The organism is Maribacter antarcticus DSM 21422 (assembly GCF_000621125.1).
GTDB classification, from domain to species: Bacteria; Bacteroidota; Bacteroidia; order Flavobacteriales; family Flavobacteriaceae; genus Maribacter; species Maribacter antarcticus.
In genome coordinates this window covers 236,791-253,837 of the sequence record NZ_KK211214.1, presented here as the reverse complement: position 1 = coordinate 253,837, position 17,047 = coordinate 236,791, and the positions used below count along the sequence as shown (strand labels likewise).

The window sequence follows — 17,047 nt, the reverse complement described above, 5'->3', positions numbered from 1 at the left end:
AAAGGTAGCGGTTAACAGCAAAATGAAAAAGCCCATAAATTCAAAATTTACAGGCTTTTCAAGTAATTGCGTTAGCTTAATCTAATGAAAGAGGTAGTCCGAAATAGAATTCTAGAATTTTTAATCTAAAAATATAATCATATTTTGTACGTACTACATCGGCCTCAGCGTTGTCTACCCTGGCCTGTGCCTGAGTGAAATCGAAGGCATTCAACAACCCTACATCAAAACGTTCTTTAGAATATTGGTAGGCTAAACGTCTAGCATCCGCCGTCTTTTCTGCTGCTTCGTAAGACTTGTAGAAGGTATTTACATTTACATAGGCTTGGTTAACAACATTTTCCAAGTCAAGCTTTTCCTGCTCAAATTGTACTTTACGTTGTTTTACAGCTATTTTAGATCGCTCAATTCCGTTTCTAACACTAAATCCATTAAAAATAGGAATGTTAAGTTGAACACCGTAAGCAATACCATCAAAAATCCAAAGTTGATCTGTAAAATTTGGCGTAAAAAAAACAGGTGGTCCTCCTGCAGTTAATGGTGGCCCAGGTATTTGGGCTACATCAGAAAATCTAGTGCCATAATTAAAAAAGGCTCCTACTGTAGGCATTAAAGCACCCTTGCTTATCGCCAAATCTTTTTCAGCTAAGGATATATTGGCTTCAGATAGCTTGATATCGTTTCTAAACTCCAAGGCCTTTGCAAAAATAGTGCTGGGAGAGTTGTTCAATATATCCGAAATTGGAATTTCGAACGTTTCGTCGGAAACATCAAAATTCTCATAATCCCTTATCTGGAGTAATTGGGCCAAGGCAATTTTTGAAAGTTGCACGTTGCCTTCGGTATTTACGATTTGCTGTTCTTGCGTAGCAGCTGTTGCCTGTATGTCCAAAAGATCGCCACGAGGAACTACGCCAGAATTTACTAATTCCGTTAGTCTTTTCAAATCTTGTTCCGTAGCCTTGTACTGCGCTCTAGCAACCTTTAAGCCCTCCTTGTTAGAAAGAATATCTAAGTAAGAGGTAGCAACACTCAATCGTATATCGTCCTTCAAGTCCGCCAACCTAAACTCGTTTGCAATCGCGTTCAGTTTCGCCCTATTCAAACGGTGTACGTTTCGTAATCCGTCATAAAGTGTAACAGCAGTAGTAATCCCACCATCAATACTGTTCTGCGTCGTATTTGTTGGAAGGTTGTTCGTTGGGTTAATAGAAAAACCTGTATTACCGGAAAGCCGACTGTTTGCATTTAACGTCGGTAAGAAATTACCTATGGCATCTGACTTATCGATCATGGCATTTTCCAAATCCAATTCAAACTGCTCCACGCTAAGGTTATTCTCAACGGCATACAAGACACATTCTTGTAAGCTCCACTTTTTACCTTGTGCAGATGCGACCGTTATTGCCAGAAAAAGCAATAAAGTGCTTAGTTTACTTTTCATTTTTCGTTATTTTGATTATTGTTTTGATTGATGTTTACTCTTCAGTTTCTTCTCCTTCAGCATCTTCTTCCTCCCCTTTTTTAATGGGCTCCGTTTTATTCCATTGCTTTATATTATCCTCCTCGGTAAGGCCGGATAAAATCTCAACATTTACTCCATCTGAAATACCTGTTTCTATATTTTTACGTTTGAATTTCTGATCTACTTCCGCACCAACAGCCAACTCCACATAGGGTTTATTGGTAGATTTATCAAACTGTAACAAGGCTTCTGGAATCACTAATATATCTTCCTTTTTTTCTAAAACAATAGACGCATTTGCACTGTAACCCGCCCGGATGAATACATCATCACTAACCTCTACGTCGCCCTCTATCTTAAACTGAACCGCACCTGCTTCTTCTAAACCTTTTGGTGCAATAAATTTCAACTTGGCGTCTAACTCTACATCTTCCAAGGCCCCTAAAGTTATTTTTAACGGCGTTCCAACGGTCAACTTCCCTACCTCGCCTTCGTCCACTTTACCTTCAAAAATCATTTTACTCAAATCCGCGATTGTGGCAATAGTAGTACCGTCGTTGAAGTTATTAGCCTGTATTACTTGATCCCCTTCCTTTACTGGTATCTCCAACAGCGTTCCAGACACAGTTGCTCTAATATCGGTATTGGCGGATGTTGAACCACCTATAGACCCTCTACGAATAATCTGGTAATCGGCATTGGCATTTTTAAGTTCTTGGACCCCTTGCTCAAAGGCTAACTTCTGGTTGATAAAATCTTGGTTTGAAACAACCCCTTTGTCATACAAGGTTTTGCTCCTTTCAAATTCGATTTTGGCATTGTTCAGCGACAGCTCAGCATTACGCACCCTTCCTTGGGCTTGATACAAGGCTTGTTCGTTGGGAACTACCTTTATAACGGCTATCAAATCCCCGGCTTTTACCTTTACACCTTCTTCCAGTAGGATTTTATCGATAATTCCGGAAATCTGAGGTTTTATTTCTACCTCATCCTGAGGTATTACTTTCCCCGTAGCAACTGTCTTTTTTTCAATGGTCGCCATAAACGGCTGCTGCGTTTCGTAGGTTATGGCAGATTTACTATTGCTTTTGATAAAGAATAAGGCTGCCCATATGGCTCCTAGCACCAAAACTCCGATGAGTATGTATTTTACGATCTTGTTCATTTCTTAGGTATATTAGTATTTATTGGTTTCGTTTATTATTCTTCCCTTAGGGCGTCTATGGGTTTTATACTTACTGCTCTTTGTGCCGGTATTAATCCTATGAGTACACCCAAGATCACCATTAACAACAAGGAGCCTATAACATAAGGTATAGGTACAGTTGGGTTCGTATAGGGTAAATCTACATCTTGGGTAAAAACATCGATTCCTTTAAGGGTAAGTGCACCCATAATAATACCTATGATACCTGCTAATAGTGTCAAAAACAGGGCCTCAATTAAAATTTGATTCCGAACCTCTGTTGGGGTGGCCCCTAAGGCGCGTCTCACTCCTAATTCCTTGGTACGTTCTTTAACAGAAATCAAAAGTATATTACCAATACCGATAACGCCAGCCAAGATGGTGGCAATACCTACAATCAAGGACAAAAATGTAAGTCCGTTGGAAAAACCAAAAATCTTTTTGAACTGCTCACCAAGATTAAAAGAGCCAATAGCCTTTTCATCTTCCGGATCGACTTTATGAATCCTTCTTAAATTAGCCTTGATGTCCTGTTCCACTTTTATAACGTCCGCATCATCATAGGCTGCAATCGTAAACCATGCTACATTGTCACCCGTATTGTATATTTTTTTGTACGTAGTAAATGGAATGAAAATATCACTATCGTTATCAAAAGGGCCGCCTCCAGAAAATTTATGTACGCCAACCACTTGAAAGCTTACATCTTCAATTTCCAAATAGCCTCCTATTGGGTTTTCCTCTACATCGAACAATTCTTTTTGCGTACGCTCGCCAATCACGCAAACCTTACGTTCTTGTTTAATGTCTTCGTCGTTTATAAACCGACCTCCATCATATATTTTCTTGGTAGCAATTTTGGTGAATTCAGGAAAATCGCCAAAAACAGAATAATTTCCGGATTTTATCCCTCGGGTTATTACGCCCGGGCTAGATCCGAAAACACCACTAACGTTTCGTGGCGCTAAGGTCTCTATTTCCGGTACCTGCCTTCGGAGTTCCTCTGCATCCTGTAATTTTAACTGTATTCTGCGGCCGGTCTTGAAGCCCGCATATGGCTTGCTTGTGGTTTGTGCCCAAATGAACATGCTATTACGAGCCACCGTTTCAAATTCCTTCTCAAAGCCATTGTCCAAACCTTTGGCAGCCCCAGATAAGGCTATATAAATATAGATACCTATAAACACACCCAGCATGGTAAGAAAAGTGCGCAAGCGATTCTTTCCAATAGATTGAAAAATTTCTCGCCACGTATCCGAATCAAATAACTGTCTCATATTACTCGTCGTTTAGTGCTACAATAGGTTTTATCTGGGCCGCTCTTTTGGCAGGCACATATGCCGCCAATGCGCCGGCGATAATCAATAGAATGGTCACAAAAATTGCCGTTCCCGAATTGATGGAAGGGTTTGTTATAAAATAATCATCTTCTAAGACTTTCCCCCCAATGGAATTAAGGGTGATAATTCCGAGAATCATCCCTATAAAACCAAAGATGGCTGTTATGAAAATCGACTCCAACAATATGGTGCTGATAATTATTTTGGGTGTTGCTCCCATAGCTTTTCGGATACCGATTTCTTTCGTGCGCTCTTTTACCACAAACACCATGATATTACTGATACCCAGGATACCGGAAATAATAACGGCAAAAGCTATTCCAGAAATAATAATCTGAAGCACACTAGCAAATTGTTGCGTCTGCTTTAGGCTATCAGCAACGTTTATGATTCGTATACCACGTGGGTCATTTGGACTCACAACTTTCTTTTTACGGATGAATTCATCAAGGTTTCTTTGCAACTTCATAGCACCGGAATAACCAATGGCTTCATTAAATGCTACTATAATCTCATCTACTTTATCATTATTACCTTCAATAAGCTGGCGTGTGGTAAAGGGAATATAGATAAACCTTTCCTCGTTATCACCGCCATCATCTTGAAATACACCGATAATTTTAAAGGCACTACCAGCTACATCTACGTATGCCCCAATAGACTCCGCACCCTTAAAAAGGTCTTTCTCTACCATTCTACCAATAACGGCATATTTGGTTCTATCCCTAATATCCTTTGCATTGATGTACCTTCCTTTCATCATAATGGTATTCTCTGCCAACTGCATACCGGGTGCTATACCACGCGTGGTATAATTATCAGATTTATCCTTGTAGGTTACAAAAGCGCCGCGTTGTATTCGTGGGGTAATATATTGCATCAACGGCGCAAATTCTTTGGAAATATCCACTAAATCACTATTCTTGAACTCAATTTGCCGCTTTGCCTTGAACCCCCCAAAAGGAATGGTGGTCTCGTCGGGATACACCCTTAAAATATTGGTAGCATCGTTACCAAAGAATTTCATGAAGGTATTATTAAGACCATTACCCATGCCATAAAGGGTCACATAAATAAAGATACCCAAGGCTACAGTGAACCCCGTCAAAAAAGTACGCAGCTTATTCTTCTGAATTGTTTGTAATATTTCCTTCCAGGTATCAATGCTAAACATATTGGGAGGCTCTTACTTGTTCCACTTTTTTATCCTCGACAATTACGCCATCCTTTAAATGCACGATTCGCTTGCACATCTGGGCAATATCCTCTTCATGAGTTACTACGAGAATAGTATTCCCGGCGTCATTAATCTTCTGTATCAAATCCATGACCTCATAGGAGGTAGTACTATCCAAGGCACCTGTTGGCTCATCTGCCAAAAGTACTTTTGGCTCTGCTGCCATGGCTCTTGCTATAGCCACACGTTGCTTCTGACCACCAGAAAGCTCACTCGGCAAGTGTGTCGCCCATTCTTTAAGTCCCACTTGCTCCAAATATTTTAAGGCCTTTTCCTGTCGTTCCTTTCTGCCTACACGTTGATAATACAAAGGCAAGGCTACATTTTCCACAGCACTTTTATAGTTAATCAGATTAAAAGACTGGAATACAAACCCTAAAAACTTGTTACGATACTGAGCAGCCTTAGTTTCATTAAGATTTTTGATAGCAACGTTGTCCAAGGTATAAGACCCCTCATCCAATTCGTCAAGCATACCCAGAATATTTAACAAAGTGGATTTCCCTGAACCGGAGGAGCCCATAATGGCAACCAATTCTCCTTCTTCTACTGAGAAATTTATTCCTTTTAGTACATGCAATGAATTGCTGCCCATTTTATAGGATTTGTGTAGATCTTTAATTTCTATCATATTAATTCTCTTTGTTGTTTGGAAGCTTTTAAAAAAGACATCTATCAATAGGACATCAAACCATTAAGAATGTTACAAAAATAGCTTCAATTTTTTTTAATTTTTTTTTAATTCTGAGCAAATTCATCTGGTTTCACTTCATTCCAGACCTTTATTTTATCCCCTTCAACAATGCCTGATTTTATTTCTACATGAATGCCGTCACTAATTCCGATTTCAATATCTCTACGTTCAAATTCCTGTTCTCCCGTCTCAATTTCCACAAAGGGTTTTTTTGTTTTAACATCAAACTGGACCAAGGCTTCCTTTACTGCTAAAACACTATCAGCCTTAGCCAATATGATAGAGGCATTAGCACTTAGTCCTGCACGGATAAATATCGAATCCTGTTTTTGCAAGGTCCCTTTAATTTCAAACTGTATGGCCCCATTCTCTTCTTTGCCCTTTGGTGCAATATAATCCAGCACCGCATTAAAAATAATATTTTCCAAAGCTCCTACCGTTATTTGTAAGGGTAAATCTTCCTTTATCTTACCTACTTCGGATTCGTCAATTTTGCCTTCAAAAATCATACGCTCTACATCCGCAATGGCAGCTATCGTAGTGCCCTCATTAAAATTATTAGCTTCAATCACCTGGTTACCAACCTCGACTGGCACATCCAACACCATCCCGCTCACCGTTGCCCTAATCAGGGTATTTGCTTCCTTCCCAAAACCAGCGGTGGTACCAGTTTTTACAATATCATATCTTTTTCTTGCGGCTGTATAGGATTGTTTGGCCTGATCATGAGATACTTGTGCGCGTTCCAAATCTACTTGGGAAATTACCCCTTTTTCAAAGAGTACTTTTTGCCGCTTTAAGTTACGCACTTGATCGTCCACACCAATTTTAGCCCCGTCAATAGTGTTCCTTGCATCGTTCAAGGCATTCAGATTAGGAACTACTTTTATCTTGCAGAGTAAATCGCCCGACTTCACAAAATCACCTCCTTCCACGTATATTTCTTCGATGACACCAGAAATATTAGGTTTTATAAGCACCTCTTCTAAGGGCAGGATACTACCCGTGGCCATGGTCTTCTTTATAATCGTTTGTTTAGATGGCACATCAGTTTCATATACTACTGGGTTTTCAGCATTTTTTTGATACAAATAGTACATAGACCCACCAAAGGCCAATACAATTACTAATAGGATGATAATGGTTACCGATTTCTTCATTTTGTTAGGTTGCTTTTCTTTTATGATTGATGTTGTTACTCTGTCCTTAACGCTTCTATTGGTCTTACTTTAATGGCACTCTGTGCAGGTATGAAACCTGCTAATAAGCCGGATATAATCAAAATACCCAAGGCTCCTACCACTACGCTTAAGCTCACACTTGGGTTCACGAACATATCCACCGGCCCAACAGCATCCAAAATCGCATTGATGCCATAAATAACCGCTGCGCCAAATATAATACCCGCCATTCCTGACATAATCGTCAAAAAAATAGATTCCATTAATATCTGTTTCTTTATAGACCATGGGTCTTCGCCCAAGGCTCTTCTAATACCTATTTCCTTAGTACGTTCTTTTATAACAATCAACATGATATTGCTTACACCGATAATACCGGATAACAACACCAGAACCCCAACAAAATAGGCCACCCAGCGCAAAGCACCAAAAAGGGATTCTACCCTGTTAAATTGTTCGTACAAATCAAAATAGCCAACTGCGCGTTCATCAGCTGGATGAATAGTCCTATTCTCCTTCACCACGTTGACAATATTTTCTTTCATGCTTGAAATAGAGTAGCCATCGTTTGCCGTAATGGCCATCCAACCCACATCATTACCCATATTAAAAGCTTGTGAAAATGCTGTAAAAGGAACAAATATTTCCTTTTGTCCTTCTTCTCCATCCCCATTGTTATTTTTCTTTTTATAGCTTCCGACCACCATAAAATTAACCCCTTGAATCTTGATGTAAGACCCTAAGATATCCTCTCCCTTATCATAGAGTTCGTTCTTAACTCCGTCGCCTATTACGGCTACTTTCCTATTGTTATTTATATCGTTCTGGTTCACAAACCTCCCTGAGGTGATGGTCATGGGTTCTTGCTTAATAATCTCCGGATAATCCCCATAGACGTTGAAAGCTCCTGCATTTAGACCTCTTATGACATTATTTGCTCCTCCAAAACCTCCCAACTGGTTTCTTGGGGAAATAAATCGAAGACCGGGGACACGTTCATTGATAGCCATTACGTCTTCTAGTTTAAAACGATAATTCCTTCCCTTAGGCAATCCTTTATAAGGTTTAGTCGTATTCCTCGACCACATGAACATGGTATTAGTAGCGATATCTCCAAAATCTGCTCGTATACCATTCTCCAAACCCTTACCAGCAGCTAGCAGGATAATAAGGATAAAGATACCCCAACCTACACCAAAAGCGGTTGCCAAGGTTCTGAACACATTTGTAGACAATACCTCTATAATTTCTTGCCAACGATCTTTATTGAACATTCTTTGCTTTTAAACTTCTTTTTCGGGAAACACTAAACAGCACTGTACTAGTTAGGAGCACCAAATACTTACTCATCTTTTAAGGCATCTATGACATGAATACGGGCAGCTCGCCAAGCAGGGAAAAAACCTGCGACGGCACCGGCAAAAATCAATACAAATACGGTTGCCAAAGCCACATTAAAATTCACAGAAGGGTTTACTATGTAATCGATTTCTATATGCGGTCCAATTATTTCAAGTAGGCTCATGCTAAAAATTAACCCGGTAAAACCAGCTATTGCAGTAATAAAAACTGACTCGTGCAAAATCATGCCTATAACGGACCATGGTTTGGCACCCAAGGCTTTTCGTATCCCAATTTCACGGGTTCTTTCCTTTACGACAATTAACATGATATTACTTACCCCAACCACACCAGCTATAATCGTGCAGATACCTACGAACCAAAAAAACAAATTTATACCCAAGCCCAAATTATAAAAACGCTTTGCCTGTTCCATTGGATTAAAGACCTGTATGGCGCTAGTGTCATCCGGGGCTACCTTATGAACCTGCTTTAAATAAGATTCAATTTTGTTGCGAAACTTTATGGATTGTTCCACGGCGGCGTCAAAGTTTTCGGCTGGCGGCAATGTAAAACTCATATTGTTGATGTAATCCGCACCGTTAAAGACTTTTTGTGCGGTTGTAATGGGTATGAATATACGTTCTTCTTCCCGTTCCCCACCAATATCGCCATACACCCCTACAATCTTAAACAGTATTCCTGAAATCTTTAAAAATTGACCAACCGGACTTAGCGTATCTTTAAAGACATCCCGTTTTATCTTATTGCCTATAACCGCAACCTTTGCGGTATGTACTTCATCGCTATGATTAAGAAAACGCCCATGAGACATATATGCGTTCTCTATAAACTGAAATTGATGAGATACTCCTTGAACTCCATATGCCAATGATTCCTTCCCGTAATTAACGGAAGCGTTACGAACAAAATATCGTGGCGATTTGTTTTCTATTTCATCTTCTAGGAGTCTAGCTGCAAAATCGTAGTTTTCATTACGCAGTTGAATACGCCTTCCTGGATTAAGACCCTTATATTGCTTGGTTGTTACTCCCGGCCATACCCACACGCTTGTTGAAGCATCCTGTTCAAACTCCTTTGCCACGCCATTTTGCATGCCTTGGCCAAAACCCAGTAAAATTACTAAGATGAATATACCCGATGCTACGGAAAGACCGGTAAGGAAAGTTCGCAATTTATTTTTTCGAATAGTGTCGAAAATTTCTTGCCATCGTTCTAAATCGAACATGCTGATTGGTTTTTGATTGATGAGCGCAATACTCGTATCGCACATGGATAAGACTATATATCCGTCACAATGTTACACAATCAAATAAAAAAAAATGTTAAATCTATAAAATTATGTTAAGACCTCATTTTACGATAGATAAAATAAAAGAGGCCCGCCACTAAAACGTAGGGGATTGCCATCAAGTAAACAATACCATTATTGATGCCTTCTGCCGTTCTCCCAGACCCTTCACTTTCTAAAACAGCCCTACACATAGCACATTGCGCCTCCATGGTTTCAGGACGTAAAAAAACTAAAACAAATGCTATTAAAACAAAGGTTATTCGCATATTTAATGGATATAATAAGGTGAAATCATTAAATAAACAATGACCCCAGTAACGGCTACATAAAGCCATATCGGGAATGTATATTTCGCCAATGCCCTATGTCCTTTATAATCTTTCAAATATGCCTTAGCATAGGTTCTTAAAACTAATGGAACAATAGCAATGGATAACACTATATGCGTAATTAATATAAAATAATACACATAACGCACAATCCCCACCCCACCGTAGGAGGTAGAATCCGTAGTCATGTGATACGCGATGTACATAATCAAAAACAATAGCCCTAAGGCAATGTTTAAGGTCATTACGTTTTGATGTAGCCTCCGGTTTCCCTTTTTTATGGCTATTACCGCAACAATCAATAAAAATGCGGTTAACCCGTTTGTACTAGCATAAATAGGTGGTAAAAAGGAAAGGGGTTCTACATTGGGTATCTTCACTCCAAAAAGAAAAGCTACTACAACAGGTATCACAATAGATACTGCGGTAATCAATCTATTAAATCGTTTCTCTTTTACACTGCTTACCTCCATATTATTCTTGTAATAATTTCTGAATATCTTCCTGTAAAACACTTATCTGTTCTTCCTCGCCATAATCGTTCTTTCCCATCTCTCTAGTAATTGCTCCTCGGTAATACACTATCGGGTTACCAAATTTATCTAACCTGCAGCGTATATATCCTTGTCTATCGACTAATGCAAACAAACCAGAATGTTCAAACCCGCCAGGAGAATCTGGCATCTCGGCAGCGAAGATATTAAAACCACTATTTGCTAAATCATAAACAGCCTCTTTGTTGCCGGTCAACAAATGCCAATCTATATCGGTAATACCATATTTTTTTGCATACTGCTTTAACACCTTGGGCGTATCATAATCTGGCGTAATGCTAAACGAGGCCACACCAAAGTCTGGCTGATCTTTAAAATAATTCTGAAGGGTTACTATGTTTTCCGTCATAATGGGACAAATACTAGGACATGAAGTAAAAAAGAATTCAACCACATACACTTTACCGATATAATCCTTATCTGAAATGAGCAAACTATCTTGGTTTATGAATTGAAAAGAAGGCACCTTGCGTTTGACCTTATTCAACAAAACATAACTCAACCCTTTTTCCTGTGGTACTATATTCATCCTATCCATATCGACCACAGTGCCTGATTGAAGTCTATCTACTATTCTTGGAACCACTATAATACCAAAAATGAGCACAATTAAGGAAACCCAGACGTATGTATATTTCTTATTCACTATTTTGAACGGTTTGCGTTATTCTTTTTCAGGGCGAGCCTGTACTCTGCAAGGATAATTTTTACATCATCCTCCATTTTGTTGTTTAAATCTGCCACGGAGTTGGTGTTAAAACCAAATTTAGTTCCCTTATTCTCGTCATCTGTGCGACCTCTTAGACTTCTATCCTTATCGACAATAAATACATATGGCGTACTTAGGTCATCAGCTAACTGTATGTCTGTTTTAAGGTCTGCGAACAGGCTTTTGATAGCTTCGTCTTCCGCATAAGCAAACTTCCATTTAGAAACGTCCGCAAGATTGGAAAGCTCTTCTTTTAAGTCGGCTACCTCATCTTCAGTACCAAATGGGACCACCATAACGAATTGAAAATCGCTAAACTCGTGAAAGCGCTTGTATATTTTCTGATTTAGATTGAACGCGTTCCCTTTCTTTGTTTCCACGTTATATCCCAAAAACCCTAGTATCGTAATTTTCTGATCAAACTTGATGTTGCTATCTGTAAAACTAAGTTCCGAAATCCCTTCTGTTACTACCGATAGTTTCCCAAAGTTATTTACCCCAGAAGCAAAAAAAAGGTAGGCCACTATGGGGAGTATGAATAACACAACAAGTACAAAAGTCTTTTTCATCTACTGACGTATTTTAATATGATCCATATCGAATCGGCATGGACTAAAATTATTAGTGTTTGGCATCCCAAACCTTATTTAGCAAACGCTTTTGAATTCATTAGGCCCTTCTCAACGCTTTTCTGTCATTCCCATAAATCTACCACAAACCTAGTTATACAAAAATAAAAAAGACGGTGATTAAACCGTCTTTTTATTCTGTTAATTATATCTTAGAAATTCCAAGTTACGAATCCGTCTTTATAGATGTTGTGTATATAATCTGCTTCTACTAGAAGTATAAAGACCAAATACATCACCAGAAATATAGGCGTCCATACAATGGCTCTTCGCAGCGCACTTTTCTCATCTCTTAAATGCATGAAATCCCAAGCTATATAATACGCTTTCACCAACGTAAGTATGATAAAAATCCAATTTAGGAGTTTCATTCCCAATATATATGTTCCCGTTAGTATTGCTGGTTTGATAATACCGAAAGCAACCTCTACTACGGTTATCAGGGTCAAGAAAGCCAAGACGCCCCATATCTTTTGTGTATTGGATTTAAACTTGACTAACCCTCTAAAAATCTCTAATTTATGTCCCTCTGCCATTTCAACTGCTCTGTTTAAACTCCGTTGTTAAAATAATTACTATTAGCCAATACTATTTATAATGCTAGTCTATTATAACCTATACCAAATAGAAAAAAGTAAATACAAATACCCATACCAAATCCACAAAGTGCCAGTACAACCCTACCTTCTCTACCATTTCGTAATGCCCTCTTTTCTCATAGGTTCCTATCACTACGTTAAAAAATATAATAAGGTTTATCATTACCCCAGAAAATACGTGAAACCCATGAAAACCAGTTATAAAGAAAAAGAAATCTGCAAACAACCTACTTCCGTACTCATTCCTCACAAGATTAGCCCCTTCGACCACCATAACAGCGCTTTTAATTTTCTGTAATGACTCTTCTCGAGTCAATATGGTTTTTTCACCTTCTTCATTTAGAACTTCTGTTCTAATCACAATATTTAAATTTTCCTGAAACCCTTGGGTCACTTCATTTATAGAATATGAGGGAAGCGCTTTTTCATTATAATACCAAATCCCGTTCTTTTTCTCATGTTCCACTCTATCATCAGGAATCACTGAAGAAAAATCGGCAATTGCAGCTCGTTTTCCAGTATCAGAATCTACGAATTGTAAAATCCTCCCGCCCTTTGTCTCCAGAGCACCAAAATCACCTTGAATAAAAGTCGCCCATTCCCATGCTTGAGATCCCACGAACATAGCACCTCCAATAATGGTAGCGAACATATACCAGGTAACGGCATTTTTTTTCATTTTATGACCTGCATCTACAGCTAATACCATAGTCACAGATGACATAATTAGAACAAATGTCATGAATGCAACATAATACATAGGTGCATCTACACCATGAAAACCAGGAAAGTGAGTAAATACCTCATCAGCGATTGGCCAAGTCTCCATAAACTTAAACCTTGAGAAGCCGTATGCTGCTAAAAACCCAGAAAAGGTAAGAGCATCGGATACTAGGAAAAACCACATCATTAATTTCCCGTAGCTTGCCCCCAAAGGCCTATTGCCACCACCCCAAACGTTTTCTTCTTCTCCCGTTGTAATCGTAGTATCCATAGACTGATTTATTGTTTTATTGACCCCTTAGCAAATTTACATTTTTTTCAACTATTTAAAAGCTGAATTGTATTCAAAACTATTTTTGTATCAAAATATTATCTCATAAAGGTCATAAATAATACTAAGTAAACCCACAAAAGGTCTAAAAAGTGCCAAAAGGTAGCCCCAAGAGTTATCCCCAAGTACTCCTGTGACGAGTATCTACCTTTCCTCTGTTTGTAAACCACAATCAACAAGGAAATGATACCTGCTACTACATGCAGAATATGCACCATAGCAATCAAAAACATATAGGACATTTTTATACTGCTCGTGGGTCCGGTAAAATAATACCCTTGAGCTACCATGTCAGAAAAACCAGCGAACTGAAACGTGATAAAAGATAGGCCTAAACCCAGGGTTACGAGCAACCAAATAGTTCCCTGTTTATGATCATCTTTTTTAACAGCTATATTGGCCAAAATATACGTGAAACTACTAATAATAATAAGTGCCGTACTAATATAGAAGGCGTTCGGAAGGTTTATATCACTAGCCCAATCCTCGCGTGCACTACTTACAATATAAGCACTCGTCCAACCGGCAAAACCCATTAAAAGACTAACAATACCAAACCACAGCATCATCTGTTGCGCCCTATCCTTCTTTTCCTTAACCGTTCCTTGTGTTAAATCCATTCTACCCTATATATTTATCAATTACATACACTATCTGCATCAATGTGATATAACTCACACTGGCCAACATTAACCTTTTAGCAGAAGCATTATCTCTTTTGGTATACAAACGAAGTGCAAAAAAAAGCATTGCCCCTCCCATAATAAAAATTAATACAGCTGCAGAAACCGACAGCTGCAATTTACCCGTAATCCCAAAAGCAGGAATAATCGAAATCACCATCATCCATATGGTATACATTATAATCTGCAACGCTGTACCTGTATCCTTTTTTCCGGTAGGCAACATCTTAAAACCTCCCTTTTTATAATCGTCGTCTAACATCCATCCCAAAGCCCAAAAATGTGGAAACTGCCAAAAAAACTGAATCATAAACAAAGCCCCAGGCTCAATTCCAAATTCGTTCGTTGCCGCTACCCAGCCCAACATAAAAGGAATGGCACCAGGAAAAGCTCCAACAAATACAGCTAGTGGTGTTTTGGTTTTTAAAGGTGTGTAAACACTTGTATATAAAAAAATAGAAATAGCACCGAACATTGCCGTTTTGGCGTTCAAAAAGTATAGTGACACCACACCTAATACGGTTAAAAAGATAGCGATAGCCATAGCGGTGTTCACAGACATTCTGCCTGCCGGAATTGGCCTATTTTCCGTTCGACTCATTAAGGCATCTAAATCGCGCTCAATAACCTGGTTGTACGCGTTACTTGCGCCTACCATACAATAACCCCCAAAAGCTAATAAAAGAATAGCGTACAAACTTAGTTGTTCGGCCCCAAGAAAATATCCCGCAACGGAAGAGAAAACTACGCTAATCGCTAGCCTTGCCTTGGTAATTTCCTTAAAATCGGTAAAAATCAACGCAAATGAGTTGATTTTTGCTTGACCTACAACGGTTTTCATCTTCTTTTATATAGGGGTACAAAGATAACCTCCAAGGGATATTCCTGCAACCAAATACAGCTATTTCTGTTTTATTTAAGAATTCTGAACTACATGTTCCTTAAAACACCATGGCAGTCATTTTAAAGAAGCTATTCACTTTCTCGCAACTCGAAAATTAGATATAAAAAAATCCCGAGCTATACGTTCGGGATTTTTTTATATTAGATAGGATGCTATCTATTGCAATTTAAAAGTAATTGGAATACTGAAAGGTACTCGTACCGCTCTTCCCCTTTGTTTACCTGGAGTCATCTTAGGCAATTTACCTATAATCCTAGCTGCTTCCTTTTCTAAATTTCTATCTGGCCCGCGCATTCTAACGTTACCAATACTTCCATCTTTTTGGATAACAAACATTATATTAACTCTCCCCTGAACTCCCATTTCTTGTGCAATTTCAGGATAACGGAAGTTTTTACTAATATGTTTTTGTATCATTTTATTAAAACAAGCCCTTTTATCACTCTCCTTTTCACAACCAGGGAATACCGGTACATCTTCAATTACGGAAAAAGGAACATCCAAATCTTCATCCATTTCATCAACAACCACATCATCAACTGCTATTATTTCTTCATCCTGGCTCGTTTCAGTAGATTCTATAATAGTTTCTTCCACTTCTTCCTCATCCTCAACTATCTCAATAATTTCAGGAGCTTGTGGTGGTGGTGGTGGTGGTGGTGTTTTAATCTGTTCTGTCATTGGAACTTCTTCGTCCAACAAATCATCTACATTCATAGAAGTGTCGTACTCATTGGTCTTGTCGTACGTTTTCCATTCAAATGCTACAAAAGTTAGCAGCATCACCACAGCTAAACCCAATACAAAATAGAGACTACTATTTTTTGTCAAATCGGCCTTTGGATTCTTTTTTGGTTCCATATCTATACAATTTATTAATTGCTAATTTAACTAATAAAATACTTAAAATACAATTAAACTTTTCATTTTAACGACCAACCCTTGAAAACTAGGCGCTTAACAAGGAACATCCCTGCTAATGCCCCCATGGAATTGGCTAAAACATCCAAAATATCACCTTGTCTGCTCTCTGTAAATGCATATTGCAAAAGTTCAATAATTATGCCATAGGAACATGCAAAAGTCACAGTATATAATAAAACTTTTTTTAGTTCTAAATTCACTTTAAAGATTTCCCTTACAGCTTTAACACCTAAAACAACAAAAATAAAGTAAAATAAAAAATGGACTATTTTATCTATATGAGGTATGTTTAACCTTGGCACACTCATTTCTCCAGTAAAAAAAAATAAGCTTAAAAATGTTATAAACACTAACCAACTTACAAATAATATAGTAAAGAAAAAGGCTTTAACCACCAATCAATTCTTTGTAATCCACGTCGCTCAAAAGTTCACTTAACTCCGCTGGATTACTGAACTTTATTTTAACCATCCATCCTTTTCCATATGCGTCGGAATTTACAACCTCCGGCTCATCTTCCAAGCTTTCATTGAACTCGATAATTTCACCTGATAAAGGCAAAAACAAATCGGATACCGTTTTCACAGCTTCCACTGTTCCAAAAATGGCTTCCTTTTCCAATACCTCGTCAAGGGTATCAACCTCTACATAAACAATATCACCTAATTCGCTTTGTGCAAAGTCGGTAATGCCAACCGTGGCGACATCTCCTTCGATTCTAATCCACTCGTGGTCTTTCGTATACTTTAATTCTGCTGGTATATTCATTATTCTGCTATTAGATATATAACAAATGTAAACGATTCTCTAAAGGTTTTCAAAAAAACGTGGACACTTCTACACTATTTGATTAAATGCGCAGCTAAGCAATTAGGAAAGGTAATATTAAATCGGAGATAAGAA

19 protein-coding genes are annotated in these 17,047 nt (G+C 38.4%); all 19 read right to left on the bottom strand.

Features of this window, described 5'->3' with window-relative positions; genetic code table 11:
* Positions 1 to 76 precede the first annotated feature (76 nt).
* Positions 77 to 1,444 (bottom strand): TolC family protein, encoded by a 1,368-nt coding sequence (locus tag Q360_RS0117565; RefSeq protein WP_027078241.1) that lies wholly within the window; start codon positions 1,442 to 1,444, stop codon positions 77 to 79.
* Positions 1,445 to 1,478: 34 nt separating this feature from the next.
* Positions 1,479 to 2,630 (bottom strand): efflux RND transporter periplasmic adaptor subunit, encoded by a 1,152-nt coding sequence (locus Q360_RS0117560; RefSeq protein ID WP_027078240.1) that lies wholly within the window; start codon positions 2,628 to 2,630, stop codon positions 1,479 to 1,481.
* Between the two features lie 35 nt (positions 2,631 to 2,665).
* The gene (locus tag Q360_RS0117555; RefSeq protein ID WP_027078239.1) at positions 2,666 to 3,928 is read right to left on the bottom strand and encodes an ABC transporter permease; all 1,263 of its coding nucleotides are present in this window, start codon (positions 3,926 to 3,928) and stop codon (positions 2,666 to 2,668) included.
* Between the two features lies 1 nt (position 3,929).
* Positions 3,930 to 5,165 carry an ABC transporter permease gene (locus tag Q360_RS0117550; protein WP_027078238.1) on the bottom strand — a complete coding sequence of 412 codons (1,236 nt, stop codon included), beginning with the start codon at positions 5,163 to 5,165 and terminating at the stop codon, positions 3,930 to 3,932.
* Complete coding sequence (locus tag Q360_RS0117545) at positions 5,158 to 5,859, bottom strand: ABC transporter ATP-binding protein (RefSeq protein WP_027078237.1); 702 nt, start codon at positions 5,857 to 5,859, stop codon at positions 5,158 to 5,160. Before Q360_RS0117545 ends, Q360_RS0117550 begins: the two co-directional genes overlap by 8 nt.
* 107 nt (positions 5,860 to 5,966) lie before the next feature.
* Positions 5,967 to 7,082, bottom strand: a complete 1,116-nt coding sequence (locus tag Q360_RS0117540; protein WP_027078236.1) for an efflux RND transporter periplasmic adaptor subunit — start codon at positions 7,080 to 7,082, stop codon at positions 5,967 to 5,969.
* A 35-nt stretch (positions 7,083 to 7,117) separates the two neighbouring features.
* Entirely contained in the window at positions 7,118 to 8,377 is a 1,260-nt protein-coding gene (locus tag Q360_RS0117535; RefSeq protein ID WP_027078235.1) for an ABC transporter permease, read from the bottom strand.
* A gap of 68 nt (positions 8,378 to 8,445) precedes the next feature.
* Complete coding sequence (locus Q360_RS0117530) at positions 8,446 to 9,693, bottom strand: ABC transporter permease (RefSeq protein ID WP_027078234.1); 1,248 nt, start codon at positions 9,691 to 9,693, stop codon at positions 8,446 to 8,448.
* 116 nt (positions 9,694 to 9,809) lie between these two features.
* Complete coding sequence (locus Q360_RS0117525) at positions 9,810 to 10,025, bottom strand: hypothetical protein (RefSeq protein WP_027078233.1); 216 nt, start codon at positions 10,023 to 10,025, stop codon at positions 9,810 to 9,812.
* Positions 10,026 to 10,027: 2 nt separating this feature from the next.
* Positions 10,028 to 10,561, bottom strand: a complete 534-nt coding sequence (locus Q360_RS0117520) for a DUF420 domain-containing protein (RefSeq protein WP_027078232.1) — start codon at positions 10,559 to 10,561, stop codon at positions 10,028 to 10,030.
* Between the two features lies 1 nt (position 10,562).
* Positions 10,563 to 11,288: an SCO family protein gene (locus tag Q360_RS0117515; protein ID WP_027078231.1), complete on the bottom strand. Its 726-nt coding sequence runs from the start codon at positions 11,286 to 11,288 to the stop codon at positions 10,563 to 10,565.
* Positions 11,288 to 11,920 (bottom strand): hypothetical protein, encoded by a 633-nt coding sequence (locus Q360_RS0117510; protein ID WP_027078230.1) that lies wholly within the window; start codon positions 11,918 to 11,920, stop codon positions 11,288 to 11,290. The genes Q360_RS0117515 and Q360_RS0117510 overlap by 1 nt, the downstream gene beginning before the upstream one ends.
* Positions 11,921 to 12,132: 212 nt before the next feature.
* Positions 12,133 to 12,516, bottom strand: coding sequence for a cytochrome C oxidase subunit IV family protein (locus tag Q360_RS0117505; protein WP_027078229.1), 384 nt, complete (start codon positions 12,514 to 12,516; stop codon positions 12,133 to 12,135).
* Between the two features lie 79 nt (positions 12,517 to 12,595).
* The gene (locus tag Q360_RS0117500; RefSeq protein ID WP_027078228.1) at positions 12,596 to 13,573 is read right to left on the bottom strand and encodes a cytochrome c oxidase subunit 3; all 978 of its coding nucleotides are present in this window, start codon (positions 13,571 to 13,573) and stop codon (positions 12,596 to 12,598) included.
* Between the two features lie 98 nt (positions 13,574 to 13,671).
* Positions 13,672 to 14,253: a cytochrome c oxidase subunit 3 gene (locus Q360_RS0117495; RefSeq protein WP_027078227.1), complete on the bottom strand. Its 582-nt coding sequence runs from the start codon at positions 14,251 to 14,253 to the stop codon at positions 13,672 to 13,674.
* A gap of 1 nt (position 14,254) precedes the next feature.
* Positions 14,255 to 15,157 (bottom strand): heme o synthase, encoded by a 903-nt coding sequence (gene cyoE / locus Q360_RS0117490; RefSeq protein ID WP_027078226.1) that lies wholly within the window; start codon positions 15,155 to 15,157, stop codon positions 14,255 to 14,257.
* Positions 15,158 to 15,376: 219 nt separating this feature from the next.
* Positions 15,377 to 16,081: an energy transducer TonB gene (locus Q360_RS0117485; protein WP_027078225.1), complete on the bottom strand. Its 705-nt coding sequence runs from the start codon at positions 16,079 to 16,081 to the stop codon at positions 15,377 to 15,379.
* Positions 16,082 to 16,143: 62 nt separating this feature from the next.
* Positions 16,144 to 16,539, bottom strand: a complete 396-nt coding sequence (locus Q360_RS23820) for a VanZ family protein (protein ID WP_156950160.1) — start codon at positions 16,537 to 16,539, stop codon at positions 16,144 to 16,146.
* Positions 16,532 to 16,912 (bottom strand): glycine cleavage system protein GcvH, encoded by a 381-nt coding sequence (gene gcvH, locus Q360_RS0117475; RefSeq protein ID WP_027078224.1) that lies wholly within the window; start codon positions 16,910 to 16,912, stop codon positions 16,532 to 16,534. The genes Q360_RS23820 and gcvH overlap by 8 nt, the downstream gene beginning before the upstream one ends.
* Positions 16,913 to 17,047 lie beyond the last annotated feature (135 nt).

Bases quoted from the DNA above. Each gene is read 5' to 3' on its own strand.
- Q360_RS0117565 (WP_027078241.1), bottom strand. From the start codon at position 1,444: ATGAAAAGTAAACTAAGCACTTTATTGCTTTTTCTGGCAATAACGGTC.
- Q360_RS0117560 (WP_027078240.1), bottom strand. From the start codon at position 2,630: ATGAACAAGATCGTAAAATACATACTCATCGGAGTTTTGGTGCTAGGA.
- Q360_RS0117555 (WP_027078239.1), bottom strand. From the start codon at position 3,928: ATGAGACAGTTATTTGATTCGGATACGTGGCGAGAAATTTTTCAATCT.
- Q360_RS0117550 (WP_027078238.1), bottom strand. From the start codon at position 5,165: ATGTTTAGCATTGATACCTGGAAGGAAATATTACAAACAATTCAGAAG.
- Q360_RS0117545 (WP_027078237.1), bottom strand. From the start codon at position 5,859: ATGATAGAAATTAAAGATCTACACAAATCCTATAAAATGGGCAGCAAT.
- Q360_RS0117540 (WP_027078236.1), bottom strand. From the start codon at position 7,082: ATGAAGAAATCGGTAACCATTATCATCCTATTAGTAATTGTATTGGCC.
- Q360_RS0117535 (WP_027078235.1), bottom strand. From the start codon at position 8,377: ATGTTCAATAAAGATCGTTGGCAAGAAATTATAGAGGTATTGTCTACA.
- Q360_RS0117530 (WP_027078234.1), bottom strand. From the start codon at position 9,693: ATGTTCGATTTAGAACGATGGCAAGAAATTTTCGACACTATTCGAAAA.
- Q360_RS0117525 (WP_027078233.1), bottom strand. From the start codon at position 10,025: ATGCGAATAACCTTTGTTTTAATAGCATTTGTTTTAGTTTTTTTACGT.
- Q360_RS0117520 (WP_027078232.1), bottom strand. From the start codon at position 10,561: ATGGAGGTAAGCAGTGTAAAAGAGAAACGATTTAATAGATTGATTACC.
- Q360_RS0117510 (WP_027078230.1), bottom strand. From the start codon at position 11,920: ATGAAAAAGACTTTTGTACTTGTTGTGTTATTCATACTCCCCATAGTG.
- Q360_RS0117505 (WP_027078229.1), bottom strand. From the start codon at position 12,516: ATGGCAGAGGGACATAAATTAGAGATTTTTAGAGGGTTAGTCAAGTTT.
- Q360_RS0117500 (WP_027078228.1), bottom strand. From the start codon at position 13,573: ATGGATACTACGATTACAACGGGAGAAGAAGAAAACGTTTGGGGTGGT.
- Q360_RS0117495 (WP_027078227.1), bottom strand. From the start codon at position 14,253: ATGGATTTAACACAAGGAACGGTTAAGGAAAAGAAGGATAGGGCGCAA.
- cyoE (WP_027078226.1), bottom strand. From the start codon at position 15,157: ATGAAAACCGTTGTAGGTCAAGCAAAAATCAACTCATTTGCGTTGATT.
- Q360_RS0117485 (WP_027078225.1), bottom strand. From the start codon at position 16,081: ATGGAACCAAAAAAGAATCCAAAGGCCGATTTGACAAAAAATAGTAGT.
- gcvH (WP_027078224.1), bottom strand. From the start codon at position 16,912: ATGAATATACCAGCAGAATTAAAGTATACGAAAGACCACGAGTGGATT.